Here is a 16,040-nt window from a genome sequence, read left to right as displayed (position 1 = left end):
ACACTGCAATAGAACATCAATTACAAGTGAGGAGCGCCAACACTGGCAATTTCTTCCGGTGTCAGTGGGCGATACTCACCAGGTGCCAAATCATCATCAAGTTTGATATCGCCAATGCGCTCACGATGCAGTTCCAGCACGCGATTACCTACTGCCGCAAACATGCGCTTCACCTGATGGTAGCGCCCTTCACTGATGGTCAGCCGCACCAACTGTGGTTCGATAACCTCAAGTTGCGCGGGTTTAGTCAGAGACTTCTCATTATGCAACTGCACGCCGTCGGTAAACTGCTGCGCGGTATCATCAGCAATCGGCTGTTCCAGCGTGACCAAATAGGTCTTTTCACAATGATGGCGTGGAGAGGTAATGCGGTGTGACCATTGACCGTCATCGGTCATCAGTACCAATCCGGTGGTATCGATATCCAACCGCCCAGCGGCATGAAGTTTGTATGCTACGGGTTCATCGAGGAAATACAGCACGGTCGGATGATCCGGATCTTCGGTTGAACACACATAACCCTGCGGTTTGTTCAGCATAAAGTAACGTGGGCCAACCGTTTGTTGTAATGGGTTACCGTCAAATCTCACGTCTTGTTCTGGTGTCAGCTTGATAGCACCACTTTTGACCACTTCGCCATCTATGGTGACGCGTTTTGCCCGCAGCTCGCGCGCAACTAACGCCCGGCTAACCCCTAATTGCTGAGATAAAAACTTGTCCAATCGCATTGAATCTACTTTGCCTATTCATAGAGTCGTGCCACCGAGGGGCACGATACCCGCACTCACACCTGCCAACCACGACAGAATGCTAATTATACGGTGTGAAATTAATAAAACAGTATAGCGGCGGTTGCCATATCATCCTAGGAACAGTTACGCAAAAGCCGTTATTGAGAAACGACTTATCCGCGCGATCCCGCCTCTCGCACCGGCGGCAACACACAGGCATAATAATAGAAAGTCTTGAAGGTCAATGGCACTTATACGTTGCAGGAAAGTGTTGCAAATGGTGAATGAGTTCAACAAGTTGAAAATAATGATAAACATTACCGGGCTGGCAAAGTAATGGCCTTTACGTTACGCCCTTATCAACAAGAAGCGGTAGATGCGACCCTGGCTCATTTTCGTCGCCATGCCGAGCCGGCATTGATTGTCTTGCCCACCGGGGCCGGTAAAAGTCTGGTTATTGCTGAATTAGCAAAACTAGCTCGCGGGCGCGTTTTAGTGCTGGCGCATGTCAAAGAACTGGTGGCGCAGAATCACGCCAAATATTGTGCTTATGGTTTAGAGGCTGACGGATTAGAGGCCGATATTTTTGCCGCAGGCCTGCAACAACGCCAAAGTGAAGGGAAAGTGGTTTTTGGTAGCGTACAATCCGTGGCGCGAAACCTGTCTCTATTTGATAGTGCCTTTTCACTGTTAATAATTGATGAATGTCATCGAATCAGCGATGAAGATGACAGCCAATATCAGCAAATTATTCAGCATTTACGTACCACTAACCCACGTCTGCGCTTACTGGGGCTGACGGCCACCCCCTACCGCTTGGGTAAAGGCTGGATCTATCAATTCCACTATCACGGTATCACCCGTGGTGATGACAAATCCCTGTTCCGTGATTGTATTTATGAATTACCCCTGCGTTATATGATTAAGCACGGCTTTCTGGTACCACCGGAACGGCTGGATATGCCCGTCGTACAATATGATTTTAGTCGCTTGACCAGCAATAGCGACGGTATGTTCCGTGAGGCGGATTTAGACCGTGAGCTTAAGCAGCAGCAAAGAATTACCCCACATATTGTCAGTCAGATAATGGAATATGCCACCCATCGACGGGGGGTGATGATTTTCGCCGCCACCGTTGAGCATGCCAAAGAGGTCTATGGGCTTTTGCCCAAAGGTGAGGCTGCGCTGGTGAGTGCCGGAACGCCGGCGGCCGAACGGGATGCATTAATTACTGCGTTTAAACAGCAGCAATTGCGCTATTTGGTGAATGTCGCGGTGCTAACCACCGGTTTTGATGCCCCGCATGTCGATCTGATCGCCATTCTTCGCCCGACTGAGTCAGTCAGTTTGTATCAGCAAATTGTCGGGCGCGGGCTGCGGCTCTTTCCGGGCAAAGAAGATTGTCTAATTCTGGATTATGCCGGCAACCCCCACGACCTTTTCACCCCAGAAGTGGGTACCAGCAAACCCCATACTGACAGCCAACCGGTACAGGTCTTTTGCCCGGACTGCGGCTTTGCCAATATCTTCTGGGGAAAGTGCACTGAGTCCGGCGAGATTATTGAACACTATGGCCGCCGCTGCCAAGGCTGGTTTGAAGATGATCAAGGCGCACGAGCACAATGTGATTACCGCTTCCGCTTCAAATCCTGCCCATATTGTGGTGCAGAAAATGATATTGCTGCCCGCCGCTGCCATCAGTGTCAGGAGGTACTGGTCGATCCCGATGACATGCTCAAAGCCGCGCTGAAATTAAAGGATGCACTGGTACTACGTTGTGGCGGAATGAGCCTGGAAGCGGGTCAAGATGCAAAAGGCGAGTGGCTAAAAATCACCTATTACGACGAAGAGGGTACCAATACCAGTGAGCGATTTCGTTTAACCACTGCCGCACAACGGATGGCATTCGAGCAAATTTTCCTTCGCCCTCACCAACGGGCGCCAGGTATTGCGCTTAAATGGCAAACTGCCGCAGATATCATCGCCCAGCAAGCGCTATTGCGTTATCCCGATTTTGTTGTCGCCCGCCGTCGTGGGCAATGGTGGCAAATTAGGGAAAAGGTTTTTGATTATCAGGGCCGTTTTAGACGAGCTGACTCCCTCGCCTGAGCCGCATTTAGCCTGATAATTTCGCAGTTTCGTTTGCTGTCTGCTCAATACTTCGCTAGAATGTCGCCCGCTTTGCTATGGGTTTACCCAATCAAAGCCGAGTCTCGAACCTGTTGCTGGGTCGCCTGTAGCAGGGTAAATTTTCTTTAAGAGAAAACAAAATGATCACTATCAATGCAGAAGTACGTAACGACCAGGGTAAGGGTGCGAGCCGCCGCCTGCTTGCAGCAAATAAATTTCCGGCAATCATTTACGGTGGTTCAGAAGCAGCAATCTCTATTGCTCTTGACCATGACACCACCAAAAACCTTGAATTGAAACCGGGCTTTTATGATAATACTGGACTGACTCTGGTTATCGACGGTAAAGAAACCAAAGTTAAAGTGCAGGCTGTTCAGCGTCACGCTTTCAAGCCAAAACTGACTCATATCGACTTCGTTCGCGTTTAATCGCGTCGCTTTCGATATTCGGGACGCCGAAATAAAAAACGCCGCTTATGCGGCGTTTTTTATTGGCGATTCAGACAACTATCATTTACCTGAATTACGCTGTAGCTGGTCACGCAGATTCGGTGGCGTACCTTTAATGGTTAGCGTGTCTGTTGCCGCATCCCAAAAAATACGCTCGCCCAATAACAATGCATCAAAATTAATACTCAACCCACCGCCACTGCCGGCAAATTTGGTTAATTGACGCAACGTACCACGATCTGCCGGGAAGCTCTCTTCCAATGCATAACCTTGTTCGACGGAGAATTGCTGAAAATCTTTCTCACCCAACTTCGGCAACTCTTGCGCAAGTTCCTGCAAAGCAATTTCTTCACCGGCCTGCAACTGCTCATTACAGTAGCTATAAACCTGCTGGCGATATGCCTGACGTTCATTTTTACCCAGTTCCGCATCCGCGCAATAATCATCAACTGCCTGTAATAAACCACGGTTTTGCGCTTTAGTATCCAAGCCTTCAATTGCGGCCAGGAAATCCATAAAGAAGTCAGAAACTTTGCGCCCTATCCGCCCTTTAAGGAAGGTCAGGTAACGGGTAGATTCCGGGTTATTTTCCCATTCAGTTAAATCGATACGAGCCACAATATCGGCACGATTAATATCGAGATAATGGGTCGTGCTCAGATCAAGTTGCTCATTAACTCGCATGCTATTGCAACTGCTCAGCACTGAAATCAGCAAATATTCCACTGCGAGATAGCGGTATTGGCAAAACAACACCACCCCGCCCTCCGCAAACGGATATTTGGCCAACTCATCCCGCAAACGTCCAGTCGCGGCGCGGCTAAAGCTGAGGAAGTCTTCATCACCCTTACGGCTCCGTTTCAGCGCATCAGCCAGCTCACTTTGTTCATTAAACATCCCATAAGCTTTGCTTTTGGCACTGTATACTCGATGCAGCTCGGCCATCATTTCTTCAACTACAGCATTGGCAGGTAACAACGAATCGCGCAACACCACATCAAGCGTTTGTTCATCACGTTTGACAAGCTGGTGTAAGGCTATCTGGTCAATATCCAGACTCATGATAAATACTCCTTTTGGCTAGTGGCGTATTCAATCACTGATGCCTGAGGGCTGCAACCCAAAAGCTATCCAGCCCCCGAATTAATGGCTAATGATTCTTAATGCTATAAAATAGCGGAAAAGCGCGTCTCTATACGGTAAGATATGGGACTTTGTCAGGTGTTGAGCTCAATTTTTATGCCACAATCATCCCGTTATAGTGACGAACACGTTGAACAATTGCTGTCTGAATTGGTTAGCGTACTGGAAAAACACCGTACCCCAACCGATCTTTCTTTGATGGTTTTAGGGAATATGGTAACAAATCTGATCAATACCAGCATTGCTCCCGCGCAACGCAAAGTATTGGCTCGTTCTTTCGCTGAAGCCCTTCAAGCTTCAGTACGTGAAGACAAAGCTCATTAATTTATCGGCCAAGACTGCAATCTCAATATGGTGACAAATCGTCAGCGCTATCGTGAAAAAGTCTCCCAGATGATCAGCTGGGGGCACTGGTTCGCCTTGTTTAATATCCTGTTCAGCCTGGTGCTGGGTAGCCGCTATTTGTTTGTTTCCGATTGGCCGTCATCGCTGATTGGCCGTGTCTATGCCCTTGTCAGTTGGCTGGGGCACTTTAGTTTTATTGTGTTTGCCGCCTATCTACTGGTGATATTCCCGCTGACTTTCGTGGTGATGTCACAGCGGTTACTCCGATTCATCTCCGCCGCTTTCGCTACTGCGGGTTTGACCCTGTTATTAGTGGATACCGAGGTCTTCACCCGTTTCCACCTACATCTTAACCCCGTCGTGTGGGAATTAGTGGTTAACCCAGATCAAACTGAGCTGGCGCGTGATTGGCAATTGATGTTTATTGCCGTGCCGGTCATTTTTCTGGTCGAGATGCTTTTCGGCACCTGGGCATGGCAAAAACTTCGCAGCCTCAACCGGCAACGCTTTGTTAAACCATTGGTTGCTGTATTTATTTCAGCCTTCTTTGCCTCGCATCTAATTTATATCTGGGCAGATGCTAATTTCTATCGGCCAATCAGTATGCAGCGCGCCAACTTGCCGCTCTCATACCCGATGACTGCACGTAAATTCCTTGAAAAACATGGTTTGCTTGACCAAGAAGAATATCAGCGTCGCTTGATAGAACAAGGTAATCCAGATGCCCTAACGGTGGAATATCCTCTCAGCCCGATTGTCTTTAGTGACAACGGCAGCGGTTATAACCTGTTATTAATTGTGGTTGATGGCATCCGTGCTAATAGCCTACAAAAAGATATGCCAGCTTTGTCAGAGTTCGGTCATACCAATATTCAGTTTGACCGGCATTATAGCTCGGGTAATCGCCAGGATACGGGGCTGTTTGGTCTGTTTTATGGTATCTCCCCGACCTACCTCGACGGTATTCTTTCTGCGCGTAAACCTTCTGCATTTATCACGTCATTAAGTGCGCAAGGATATCAATTTGGGTTGTTCTCATCCGATGGCTTTGCTTCACCGCTCTATCGCCAGGCACTGCTATCCGATTTCACCTTGCCTGCGCCAGAAGAGCAAACAGACAGTGAAACCACCGCACAATGGCAGCAATGGCTATCAACACTCAATAGCAATGCGCCGTGGTTCTCATACATTAATTTGAATGGCGCTGTTGAAGCGCAAGATCCGGTCATGGGTCATAAAATTGCCCTCCCAACTGATTTCATTCATAACTATCAATCGGGTGCCAAGGATGTTGATCAGCAGATTGCGACCATTCTGGATACGCTGAAACAACGTGGCCAACTTGATAAGACCGTGGTTATTATTACTGCGGCTCACGGTGTCGAATTTAATGATACTGGTCATGATAACTGGGGCGCTGGCAGTAGTTTTAATCGACAGCAACTACAAGTTCCATTAATTGTTCATTGGCCGGGCACTCCCGCGCAGAAAGTGAATAAGCTAACGAACCATGAAGACATCATGGCGACACTGATGCAGCGGCTATTACACGTAAAAACTGCCTCAGAAGACTATTCGCAAGGGGAAGACTTGTTCGCGGCGCAACGTAACAATAACTGGGTGGCGACGGGCGATAATGGCACGCTGGTGATTACCACACCAACACAGACCATCGTGTTAGATAATAATGGTGAATATCGCACCTATGATGTGCAAGGCAATGAAATTAAAGATGAAAAGCCACAACTTCCGTTACTGTTGCAAGTACTCACTGATATAAAACGTTTTATTGCGAACTAGCTCTAAAAAATGAGTATGTCGCGGTTAAAAAAACAGCAAACGTATTGGCATAGTCTTGCATTAGTCACTGTAAAATGTAGTATAAATGTCACTGTATCGGCATGTAGCGCAGCTTGGTAGCGCACCGTCATGGGGTGTCGGGGGTCGGAGGTTCAAATCCTCTCATGCCGACCAAATATCCCAAAGAAAACCAATCCGTTAGGGTTGGTTTTTTTATTTGTGGGATGTAGCGAGGGTAAAACAATGGTGAAAGAATGGTAAAATCCCATAATTATTACAGCGCGATCAATTCCTACTTAAACGTAGCCCTCGCTTTCATTTCCATTGGCAAATACAACGTTGCTGCTGATACCCGAGTTCTTCTACTCAATTAACATGAAATGAACGATACCTCGACTCACTAACGTGCTGTACCGTTTTTTAACTTCGCGTCAATTCATGTGAACTTCGCGGCTTGCCGTGATATACCATAAAAGATCTCGATTGTGATTGGCATAGTCCGAGTGAGTTTGAGGCAATCTCTTCATCTCATATGCCCATTCGCTAATCTCCACCTCAATAGATATATCCATCGGCGCTCGTCACACTCTCCCTTCTGAAGCCAGTAACTGCCATAAATGTACGAATATTTCTAATAAAAATAACGAAAAATCACCCTCTATAGGAAAATTCCCACGAAAAGTCAGCATCCATTCCGATATACGCTTCCATCAGTTTATTGTCTAATCGTCAATACCAAACCAAACTTTGATATAGATCACGTTTTTATAGATTACTCATGTAACTGCAACATATCAGTTGACGTTTTTAAGTTGCAATATTGCTCGGACTATAAAAATGAAAAATTAGCGTACTTATGCCCTCTCTTCGATTTTTTCTGTAAATGTAGCAAACCCAGAGATGCCTACAGAAGAATTAAAAATAACCTATGCTTTGGCGGCGATGGACGAGCTCTACGCTGCGTAGCATCCGAAGTGCGGATAAGATATTTACTGTTAAGTTCGACGGTTCTATAAACATGGACTTTCTTACAGTATCTAATTCTCAGTTCATATAATTGAGGGCTATATTATAGCTTTCATTAAATCCACAATCATATTAATTGACCGCGATATATTTATATTATGAGCTAATGAAACTTTATGAAATCCTATATTCTCACGTTGATAATTTTTTCCGTTTTAATTGTATCTGTTTCCGCTCAGAGTGCCCTCCCAACCGCTGAATTAACAGTTAAAGGTCAGGTAACGCCCCCTACCTGTACCGTTACTGCTCCGGAGGGAGGGGTTTATAATGTCGGCGAAATCCCAGGGATAACCATTAAGTCTTCAGCAATTACAGTATTGCCCACAATAACCAAAAACTGGTTGGTTATTTGTGATCTGGAAACCTATCTGAGCGTCATGGGCAGTGAGAACCGTGTTGGTTCGTCTATGTCAAATGGTCAATATGGATTAGGTTTTGTTAATGACACAGGAAGAATAGGTGATTACTTTATAAATATGTCAAATGCAAAGGTTGATGGAGTTTCAAAATATTTTTACAAGCAGAATGAACAAGCCAATACGACTTTGCAATTATTGATTGGACCCCTTAATACACTCAGTTGGGTTCATGCAAACGCAACCAAAGCACCAGGTAAAGTATTCAGTGCAGATATTGGCGTCACACCGAGACTGGGCAGTGTCGCTACCATGAATGGCCCAATTACGGAAAATATTAAAATAGATGGTTCAGCTACCCTAAGTTTTATAATTGGAATTTAGAATATAACCATCTAAATTTAAGCAAGTCAGTTTTATTTAATGAATCTTAACATATCACCTTGGTTAAAGAATGATAATTACAAAAAAGCAAACTTAACTCTATTTGAACTATTCAAAACGATTAGAACTAAAGAGTAATATCCAACTGACTATTACTGAATAGCAGTCATAGTAGAACTGACAGGGCAAGAACATAGCATTACAACATTTCAAAAATACTTGAGCGCTCCGAAAAAACCGCATTAACCCAGTCGCCAAAAATAAATGTGCCACGCAGAGGATGAAATGATCATGATATATTGATTTATATACAGTTAAAATGGATAGCAATATATTATTTTCATATACAGTTAAATGCAACGAAACTCAGTGTCTGTGCATGTTTGAAGGTGTTAAGACGGATAACGTAGAGTACCGAGCTACAGGTTCAAATCATATAATGCCGACCCAATATTTCAAAGAGGAATACTGACTGATTTACGAGCGGCGAGTAATTATTAGCTTGCTTTACAAAAAATCGAACACATAAATATTATTAATTATAAAAACCCAATATTTTCATTACATTACCTATTTTAATTTACCGATATGCTTAATTAGCACAATATACCATTTGCAATACTTCAATTTCGTAGACTACATTCTTTATGGGAATATTTTATATCCATAAAGAATGTAATTGCACTTGTATTAATTGCAATTATATAAAATCACATAAATAACCTGAGGACATTATTATTATGGGCAGTAATAATAAGTTGAATAATGAAGATGATACTGCGGCATTATATTTATTGGAACAGGCTATGGGGTTTACTTTTCAAGCTTCATTGCGCGCCGCAGCAATTTTAGGAGTAGCCGATCATCTGACAAAAGGAGCGAAAACAGCGGAGGAACTTGGACAGGCAGTGGGAGCTGACTGGCGTCAATTAAATCGGGTATTACGCATGCTAGCTTCTCGTAATATTTTTGAAGAATTAGAAGATAGTCGATATTCACTTAATCCCGCAGCGCAATTCCTTCGCTCAGATAGCAGCAACTCACTTCGCTCGGCAGTATTAATGTTAACCGATAAAACATTTTGGCTCCCACTCGGTAATCTTGTCGAAAATCTACGAGGCGAATCAGCCTTTCGAAAGGTATTCGGAATGTCTTTTTATGAATACTGGTCACGAGATAACATTCCCGAATCAGAAGGTGATTTTCATACTGGCATGTCATCAATGTCCTCAGTAGAAAATGAATTCTTGGTGCGCAGCTATGACTTTCCAAAACATGCCACAGTGATTGATATTGCCGGTGGTTTTGGGGGATTACTGTTGAAAGTACTACAAAAGAATCCCACATTGCATGGTATTTTATTCGATCGCCCCGCAGTCTTGGCAAAGAATCGCCTTGGTGAATTAGGAGATGATTCACGTTGGGAAACCCAGACAGGTAACTTCTTTGAAAGCTGCCCGGCAGCTGATATTTATTTATTAAAATATATCACGATGGATTGGCCGGAAGAACAAGCAAGTCAGATATTACGCAGTTGTCGTAATGCAATGCGGCCTAACTCAAAAGTGCTTATCTTTGAACCCGTGATATCCAGAGAAGATACCAGGCAAGGTGGCAAAGAGATCGACCTTTTGTTACTAGGTAGTTTTGATGGAGGGCAAGCACGCACTGAGGAGGAACTTAAAACGTTGCTGGCCAGTGCAAATCTGAAACTTAATCGTATTATCGATACCGGAAGCTATGTATCAATCATTGAGGCTCTTCCAGACTAAATATAAGCATCTATTTTAAAGAAATACGGCGTAATTAAATGTTAAGCAAAGGTTTATTCGTATAATGGCTATCTATTAAACAATAAAGTGCTATGGGCAATGTTATAAAATATTGCGGCATTACATTGTCTATTTTATTAAAAACCAAATGTTAATAATAACAAGATTCATAAGTCTCTCAATATTAAATGGAAGAAGGTTATTCTTAATGATAGCTGTAAGTCTTTTTGCCAAACCTGGCTATAAACATATTTGATGATCTTACTCGCCACTCTCAGAAAACAGAGTGGCGAGAATCATACAAAACATTAATCAACGATAACGCGGCCATTAAGCGGCTGTATTGGCCGATTATTGTTATGATGAACAACAGACTGGAATTGATGTATTTGTTCAGCGGAAACATTAACAGGCTTATCAAGCACTAACCAGGTTACACCTTCAGAGCAAGGTGGCGTGGTAAGTGAACCACTAAAACGGTAGAAGTTGAACTGTTTGGGTAGCAATGCATTAATATCCAAAGGCCTATTCAGTATTGCCTGTTGGTCGATCGCGGTTGGCATTTGCTGCCAGGCCAGTGCCAATTGTGTATTAGCTTTTCCCAACTGGAATAACAGCGCTAAGACTACCAACTCACCTTTGTTATCTTTATAAACAAAATGAGCTTCCAATGGGAATTGTTTGCCATCAATTTCGTTTTCACTGGGGGCGTGAAAATGAAATTGTTGCAATGTAAACGTATCGCCGTCCAGCTTTAACGTATTACCGGCACTAGTGTTAATCTGGATCGTATGGCCGTTATTAACGATTTGTTGCTTGCCTTGCTGGAAATTTAAGTCCAATTGACTATGATGGGTTTTCAATTCACCATGAATATTAACGGGTGACTGATTTTTGCCCGTTTCACAAAGAGAAAAATCAGGAGAGAGTTTCCCCCAATGTGCCGGGTCTTCCTGCCCCTCATATCCCCAGTGAGCATGTTCCGCAGCGCTGGCGGAAAAGCTGGCTACCAGCATTGCAGCGAACAATAATTTTCCTTTCATTTCTTATCCCTATTAAGCAAAACCACATTACACCTGACGAACAACCCTATAAAGCATGGCTATGGCCACCGGGATAAAAGAGTAACTCAGCTTTTTTTTAGGATATGTCAGTTACTTCCTACAAAACGATAAAATTATTGTAATAGCCTAAATTTAAACTATTTTTTCATTAACGAAAAATGTAACTAACTGCGTTATGGAGGGTATAAAGGAGAAATTGGTGAAAAAGGCCGTTGTTAAACGGCCCTTCCCTGTTGGCTAGTTTATCGGAAAACTAAAGCTCTTCACCATTGCTGGCAATGACTTTTTTATACCAGTCAAAACTTAGTTTACGTGAACGCGCCATGGTGCCAGTACCGTCATCGTTTTTATCCACGTAGATAAAACCATAACGTTTGCTGTATTCACCGGTTGTGAATGATACACAATCGATACAGCCCCACGGGGTGTAGCCCATCAGGTCTACGCCATCTTCAAACACAGCTTTTTTCATCTGCTCAATATGGGCTTTAAGGTACGCAATGCGGTAATCATCATGAACCATGCCGTCATCAGCCACTTTGTCGATAGCACCAAAACCATTCTCAACAATAAATAGCGGCTTCTGGTAACGTTCATACAATACACTCAGTGAATAACGCAATCCGACGGGATCAATCTGCCATCCCCAATCGGATGCTTTAACATGGGGATTCGGTACACTGCCCTCAAAGCCAGAAAGCGAATTACCGCTACCGGGATTAACCGCAGAAACTGCGTTACTCATGTAATAACTTAAGCCCATGTAATCGGCACAGCCCTCACGTAGAGTATCAAGGTCGCCCTCTTCCATTTTGATTGTGAAACCACGGCGCTCCCATTCATTCAGGATATATGAAGGGTAGTAACCACGCATATGGACGTCACCAAATAGATAACGCTCACGCATAGCCTCCACCGAATACATCATGTCATCTGGATGGCAGGAGAATGGATAGAGCGGCACCATCGCAACCATACACCCGATCTTGAACTCCGGATTAATAGCATGACCCAGTTTGACTACTTTGGCACTGGCCACAAATTGATGATGCAGAACCTGGTACATCGTTTCTTCAGGATTTTCTTGCTCGGTAAACACCACACCAGAGCAGCAGTAACCAAATAGTGGATATTTCCAGTTACGTTGATTATTGATTTCGTTGAATGTCATCCAATATTTGACTTTGCTTTTATAGCGCTCCATGACCACTTCACTGAATTTCACGAAAAAGTCGACCACTTTCCGATTTTTCCAGCCACCGTATTCTTTAACCAAATGCCACGGCATTTCAAAATGAGATAATGTAATAACCGGTTCTATACCGTATTTCAGCAACTCATCAAACATGTCATCGTAAAATTGCAGACCCGCTTCATTCGGTTGCTGCTCATCACCCTTAGGGAAAATACGCGTCCAGGCAATGGAAGTACGGAAGCATTTGAAGCCCATTTCAGCAAACAGCGCGATGTCTTCTTTATAACGACCATAAAAATCAACCGCTTCATGGTTTGGATAGCGATAACCCTCTTGCACGCCATCAGTCATAACTCGGTCAACACCGTGTGCACCGCCAGACAATACATCAGCGATGCTTACACCTTTGCCGCCTTTATCCCAGCCGCCTTCAACCTGGTGTGCCGCAACTGCGCCACCCCATAAAAAATCTTTCGGTAATTGTTTGTGGCTCATAACTCTCTCCCTTAATACAATTTGGGTCATTCTTCACCCTGAAAATGAAAATCAATGGCGGATAATTAACCCGCCCGAACATTAAATATTCTAGCCTTGATTTATTTGTGCCTGAGCAATAGTTGCTTCAGATGCTTTAGCACTGCCTGGTTGTTCCACATTCTCTGGCTCATCGGTAAACCCAACCAACCAAGTGAAAACCGCGCCCAACACGAAAGCGACGGTAATAGACAGCAGGAATCCCAAGAACTGTGCCATATGTCCTTCTTTAAAGAAGACCGGCAACACCGCAATCCCCGGCAGGCAATAGCTCCATGACACCGCATTAAAAGATCCCGCGATAGCTCCACCAATCCCCCCTGCGGCGCAGCTGCATAAGAAAGGTTTCTTCAGTCGTAATGCCACACCATAAATAGCAGGCTCGGTAATACCGAATAAAGCGGTAATCCCCGCTGACAATGAAATTCCTTTCATTTCACGGTTACGTGTTTTTAAGTAAACACCAAACATGGTTCCGGCCATGGCAAAAACTGCTGAAGCTTGCAAGCCGGTAAAGGTGTCATAACCCAATGTCGCATAGTTTCCTACCGTGACCGGAGTGATGCCCCAATGAACACCCAATGTGACCAGTGGCTGCCAGAATGCACCAACCATAAACCCTGCTATCGCTGGGCTGAGATTGTAAAGGGTGTTGTAAACGCCACCAATTGCCCCACCAATCAGGTTACCCACTGGGCCGAACACCAACAAGGTTAAGGGCACGATAATGGCAATACAGAACATCGGGGTAAATAAGTTACGCACCACCATTGGCAATATTTTTTCGAAGAAGCGCTGCACGTAAGACATGGCCCAAACCATCAAAATGATCGGGATAACCGAGGCGGTATAGCTCAGGTATTGCACGGGAATACCGAAGAAATCCAAGTTGGGTGATGATAATGGAATACCAGCAATAGTATTCAAAATCTGGGCAATCTGCGGATTATTCAGTGCTTCATGCATCAATTGCTGAACGGCAGGATCTGCGGAGTTTACCGTGACAATTTTATTTGCCGTCAGCATGTTCATATAATCAGGGCTGATCAACGCACAAGCAGTAATTACGGCGGTAAAAGGGTTAACATTGAATTTTTTGGCCGCAGTAAAAGCCACCATCACAGGTAAGAAGGTAAATCCGGTCCAAGAGACAAAATTTAAAATTCGATAAGTACCGCTGGCGGCATCCATCCAGCCAATCGCAGCCAGGAAAGAAATAATCCCTTGTAAAATACCGCAGGCGGCCAGTGGATAAAGGAAAGGTGCAAAAATACTGGAGATAATATCCATCAACCGGCTAACGATACCGACTTTTGGTGCTGCCATCGGTGCACTTTCATCGATATTAATCAGGTTCGTGACATGCTTATAGGCATCACCGACGTGGTTACCGATAACCACTTGCATTTGCCCACCAGCTTCAATAACGGTAATAACCCCTTTAACACGATTTAATTTTTCTTTATCGACAGCTTTATTATCTTTCAATATAAAACGTAAACGTGTTGCACAATGTGTGACGGTAATCACATTATTATCACCGCCAATATACTTAATAATTTCTTGGGCGGTTAATGCGTAATCAATTGCCATTATTAATCTCCTGTCACGAATGCTGAGTATAAGATAAACAGAGTGTTATCGGATTATTATTAATATTTTTTCGATTGAGACTGGAGTTTAGCAAAAAGAAAGATGAAGTCACGATATAACAAAAACCATGAATTGGAATATGTAACATGTAAAAAACACCCTGTTTTATTGGGTGTTTTTATTAACTAATTGAGGGAGTTTTTTGCCGATAGTTTCAATAATATATAAAACGGGGATCTGAGTAGTAATATTATATTGTCCCTCTAATACAATAGGTGGCATGTGATAAGAGATATTTAAATCAGCCATCTTAGCCAAGGTCGAATTATCACTATTGGTCAAGCTAATAATCTTGCAGTGTTGCAGGCTAAACTGATTGGCGATACGGATGATTTCTTCCGTTTCACCAGAAACAGAGAGGATAATCGCAATCGCATCCTGATACATATCACTATTGATTGGATAATAAGGATCATCGATATAAGTGCTGTATTTTCCTACATTAGAAAAGAAACGTGCACTGTATTTTCCTAATGCACCCGATGTTCCTATTCCAACAAAAATAATTCTACGTGTAGCCGCTATTTGCGCGGCAGCGCTATCAATAAGTTCGTCAAACTCACTATTATTAATACTTTTAAAGTAGCTAATTATTTCGCTAATACCGAAACTGACCGGTGGTTTTTCGTCATGTTCTAAATAGAGTTTAAAACGAACACGAAATTCAGAGTAACCATCACAATTCATTTTTTTGCAAAAACGTAAAACAGTGGTAGTAGAAACACCCGCTGCGTCTGCCAGTTCCCTGATAGTCATGTACATCACTTTATCGGTATTTTTTATGATGTAGTTATAGACAATCAATTCCAGTTCGTTAAGCGATGATATTTCTTTATAGGTAAACATACTGGTACCTGAAACAATGCAATGGTGTGAGATGAGTAAATTTAGCATGAAATGCGGTTGTTTTACATTAAATAATACTGTATATTTGAACAGTGTTATTACTAAGGAAAGAAGCCATGCGAGTAGAATTAGTTTATGACAAACGGAATGTCGCCGGCCTGACTAACGCCAATGAAATGATTAAAGCTGAATTGACCAAGCGCGTGCATCAGGTGTTCCCAGGTGCCGAGGTTAAGGTCAAACCAATGCAAGCCAATGGCATTAATACTGACGCGACTAAACAAGAAAAATCGGTGCTCAACCGCTTAGTAGAAGAAATGTTTGATGAAGCCGATGAATGGCTAGTCCATGAGTTTTAATCACGATTAAGCCGGGTTATCTGACCTGGCTTATATTATTTTACCTGATAGAACCAAGCCCTCCCCCTAGTGCTAATACATCGCTTGATCTGTCAATCTTTCCGGTATTGATACTGATTTTGCAGTTTAAATATCACTATTTTTTTCAACTTTATTTGCATTTTTACCACTAAGTTAAGATTAAAAAGATAACCAAGCTTCTGTTTTTATTAGATATCGAGAACAACAAATCCCCTCCATTTAGTCACTGTTA

The 16,040-nt window shown here is 43.5% G+C and carries 13 protein-coding genes and 1 tRNA gene; 8 read left to right on the top strand and 6 right to left on the bottom strand.

Annotation, left to right across the window (positions count from 1 at the left end; genetic code table 11):
* Nucleotides 1-20 precede the first annotated feature (20 nt).
* Nucleotides 21-728 (bottom strand): 16S rRNA pseudouridine(516) synthase RsuA, encoded by a 708-nt coding sequence (gene rsuA / locus ACF3VQ_RS07325; RefSeq protein ID WP_013650136.1) that lies wholly within the window; start codon nucleotides 726-728, stop codon nucleotides 21-23.
* A gap of 339 nt (nucleotides 729-1,067) precedes the next feature.
* On the opposite strand from rsuA, the gene ACF3VQ_RS07320 reads away from it, so the two are divergent.
* Both ACF3VQ_RS07320 and rplY read left to right on the top strand, forming a co-directional pair.
* Complete coding sequence (locus ACF3VQ_RS07320; RefSeq protein ID WP_392434278.1) at nucleotides 1,068-2,840, top strand: DEAD/DEAH box helicase; 1,773 nt, start codon at nucleotides 1,068-1,070, stop codon at nucleotides 2,838-2,840.
* A 161-nt stretch (nucleotides 2,841-3,001) separates the two neighbouring features.
* A complete protein-coding gene (gene rplY / locus ACF3VQ_RS07315) occupies nucleotides 3,002-3,289 on the top strand; it encodes a 50S ribosomal protein L25 (RefSeq protein ID WP_392434275.1) in 288 nt (95 codons plus the stop codon).
* A gap of 81 nt (nucleotides 3,290-3,370) precedes the next feature.
* On the opposite strand, the gene yejK is transcribed toward rplY, so the two are convergent.
* On the bottom strand, nucleotides 3,371-4,372 hold the full coding sequence (gene yejK / locus ACF3VQ_RS07310) for a nucleoid-associated protein YejK (protein WP_392434272.1): 1,002 nt from the start codon (nucleotides 4,370-4,372) through the stop codon (nucleotides 3,371-3,373).
* 177 nt (nucleotides 4,373-4,549) lie between these two features.
* Here yejK and ACF3VQ_RS07305 point away from each other — a divergent pair, with 177 nt between their 5' ends.
* The 5 genes from ACF3VQ_RS07305 to ACF3VQ_RS07285 all read left to right on the top strand — a co-directional run bounded on the left by ACF3VQ_RS07305 (nucleotide 4,550) and on the right by ACF3VQ_RS07285 (nucleotide 10,136).
* Complete coding sequence (locus tag ACF3VQ_RS07305; protein WP_002208836.1) at nucleotides 4,550-4,777, top strand: YejL family protein; 228 nt, start codon at nucleotides 4,550-4,552, stop codon at nucleotides 4,775-4,777.
* A 27-nt stretch (nucleotides 4,778-4,804) separates the two neighbouring features.
* Nucleotides 4,805-6,598: an LPS biosynthesis-modulating metalloenzyme YejM gene (yejM, locus tag ACF3VQ_RS07300; protein ID WP_392434267.1), complete on the top strand. Its 1,794-nt coding sequence runs from the start codon at nucleotides 4,805-4,807 to the stop codon at nucleotides 6,596-6,598.
* Nucleotides 6,599-6,695: 97 nt separating this feature from the next.
* Nucleotides 6,696-6,772, top strand: a tRNA-Pro gene (locus tag ACF3VQ_RS07295).
* 968 nt (nucleotides 6,773-7,740) lie between these two features.
* Nucleotides 7,741-8,364, top strand: a complete 624-nt coding sequence (locus ACF3VQ_RS07290; protein WP_392434265.1) for a hypothetical protein — start codon at nucleotides 7,741-7,743, stop codon at nucleotides 8,362-8,364.
* A 740-nt stretch (nucleotides 8,365-9,104) separates the two neighbouring features.
* Complete coding sequence (locus tag ACF3VQ_RS07285) at nucleotides 9,105-10,136, top strand: methyltransferase (protein ID WP_392434262.1); 1,032 nt, start codon at nucleotides 9,105-9,107, stop codon at nucleotides 10,134-10,136.
* A gap of 308 nt (nucleotides 10,137-10,444) precedes the next feature.
* Here the strand turns inward: ACF3VQ_RS07285 and ACF3VQ_RS07280 are convergent, their stop codons facing one another.
* The 4 genes from ACF3VQ_RS07280 to ACF3VQ_RS07265 all read right to left on the bottom strand — a co-directional run bounded on the left by ACF3VQ_RS07280 (nucleotide 10,445) and on the right by ACF3VQ_RS07265 (nucleotide 15,428).
* The gene (locus ACF3VQ_RS07280) at nucleotides 10,445-11,179 is read right to left on the bottom strand and encodes a carbonic anhydrase (protein ID WP_392434260.1); all 735 of its coding nucleotides are present in this window, start codon (nucleotides 11,177-11,179) and stop codon (nucleotides 10,445-10,447) included.
* Nucleotides 11,180-11,453: 274 nt separating this feature from the next.
* Nucleotides 11,454-12,890, bottom strand: coding sequence for a 6-phospho-beta-glucosidase (locus ACF3VQ_RS07275; RefSeq protein WP_392434257.1), 1,437 nt, complete (start codon nucleotides 12,888-12,890; stop codon nucleotides 11,454-11,456).
* Between the two features lie 90 nt (nucleotides 12,891-12,980).
* Entirely contained in the window at nucleotides 12,981-14,522 is a 1,542-nt protein-coding gene (locus tag ACF3VQ_RS07270; RefSeq protein WP_392434255.1) for a PTS transporter subunit EIIC, read from the bottom strand.
* Nucleotides 14,523-14,687: 165 nt separating this feature from the next.
* The gene (locus tag ACF3VQ_RS07265; protein WP_392434252.1) at nucleotides 14,688-15,428 is read right to left on the bottom strand and encodes a MurR/RpiR family transcriptional regulator; all 741 of its coding nucleotides are present in this window, start codon (nucleotides 15,426-15,428) and stop codon (nucleotides 14,688-14,690) included.
* 116 nt (nucleotides 15,429-15,544) lie between these two features.
* Here ACF3VQ_RS07265 and ACF3VQ_RS07260 point away from each other — a divergent pair, with 116 nt between their 5' ends.
* Nucleotides 15,545-15,787 carry a DinI-like family protein gene (locus tag ACF3VQ_RS07260; protein WP_392434250.1) on the top strand — a complete coding sequence of 81 codons (243 nt, stop codon included), beginning with the start codon at nucleotides 15,545-15,547 and terminating at the stop codon, nucleotides 15,785-15,787.
* Nucleotides 15,788-16,040: the final 253 nt, after the last annotated feature.

Origin of the sequence: Yersinia fenwicki, assembly GCF_043099325.1 — a bacterium.
In the GTDB taxonomy this organism is placed as follows: domain Bacteria; phylum Pseudomonadota; class Gammaproteobacteria; order Enterobacterales; family Enterobacteriaceae; genus Yersinia.
This window is presented reverse-complemented; position numbering and strand designations above follow the sequence as displayed.

Bases quoted from the DNA above. Each gene is read 5' to 3' on its own strand.
- rsuA (WP_013650136.1), bottom strand. From the start codon at position 728: ATGCGATTGGACAAGTTTTTATCTCAGCAATTAGGGGTTAGCCGGGCG.
- ACF3VQ_RS07320 (WP_392434278.1), top strand. From the start codon at position 1,068: ATGGCCTTTACGTTACGCCCTTATCAACAAGAAGCGGTAGATGCGACC.
- rplY (WP_392434275.1), top strand. From the start codon at position 3,002: ATGATCACTATCAATGCAGAAGTACGTAACGACCAGGGTAAGGGTGCG.
- yejK (WP_392434272.1), bottom strand. From the start codon at position 4,372: ATGAGTCTGGATATTGACCAGATAGCCTTACACCAGCTTGTCAAACGT.
- ACF3VQ_RS07305 (WP_002208836.1), top strand. From the start codon at position 4,550: ATGCCACAATCATCCCGTTATAGTGACGAACACGTTGAACAATTGCTG.
- yejM (WP_392434267.1), top strand. From the start codon at position 4,805: ATGGTGACAAATCGTCAGCGCTATCGTGAAAAAGTCTCCCAGATGATC.
- ACF3VQ_RS07290 (WP_392434265.1), top strand. From the start codon at position 7,741: ATGAAATCCTATATTCTCACGTTGATAATTTTTTCCGTTTTAATTGTA.
- ACF3VQ_RS07285 (WP_392434262.1), top strand. From the start codon at position 9,105: ATGGGCAGTAATAATAAGTTGAATAATGAAGATGATACTGCGGCATTA.
- ACF3VQ_RS07280 (WP_392434260.1), bottom strand. From the start codon at position 11,179: ATGAAAGGAAAATTATTGTTCGCTGCAATGCTGGTAGCCAGCTTTTCC.
- ACF3VQ_RS07275 (WP_392434257.1), bottom strand. From the start codon at position 12,890: ATGAGCCACAAACAATTACCGAAAGATTTTTTATGGGGTGGCGCAGTT.
- ACF3VQ_RS07270 (WP_392434255.1), bottom strand. From the start codon at position 14,522: ATGGCAATTGATTACGCATTAACCGCCCAAGAAATTATTAAGTATATT.
- ACF3VQ_RS07265 (WP_392434252.1), bottom strand. From the start codon at position 15,428: ATGTTTACCTATAAAGAAATATCATCGCTTAACGAACTGGAATTGATT.
- ACF3VQ_RS07260 (WP_392434250.1), top strand. From the start codon at position 15,545: ATGCGAGTAGAATTAGTTTATGACAAACGGAATGTCGCCGGCCTGACT.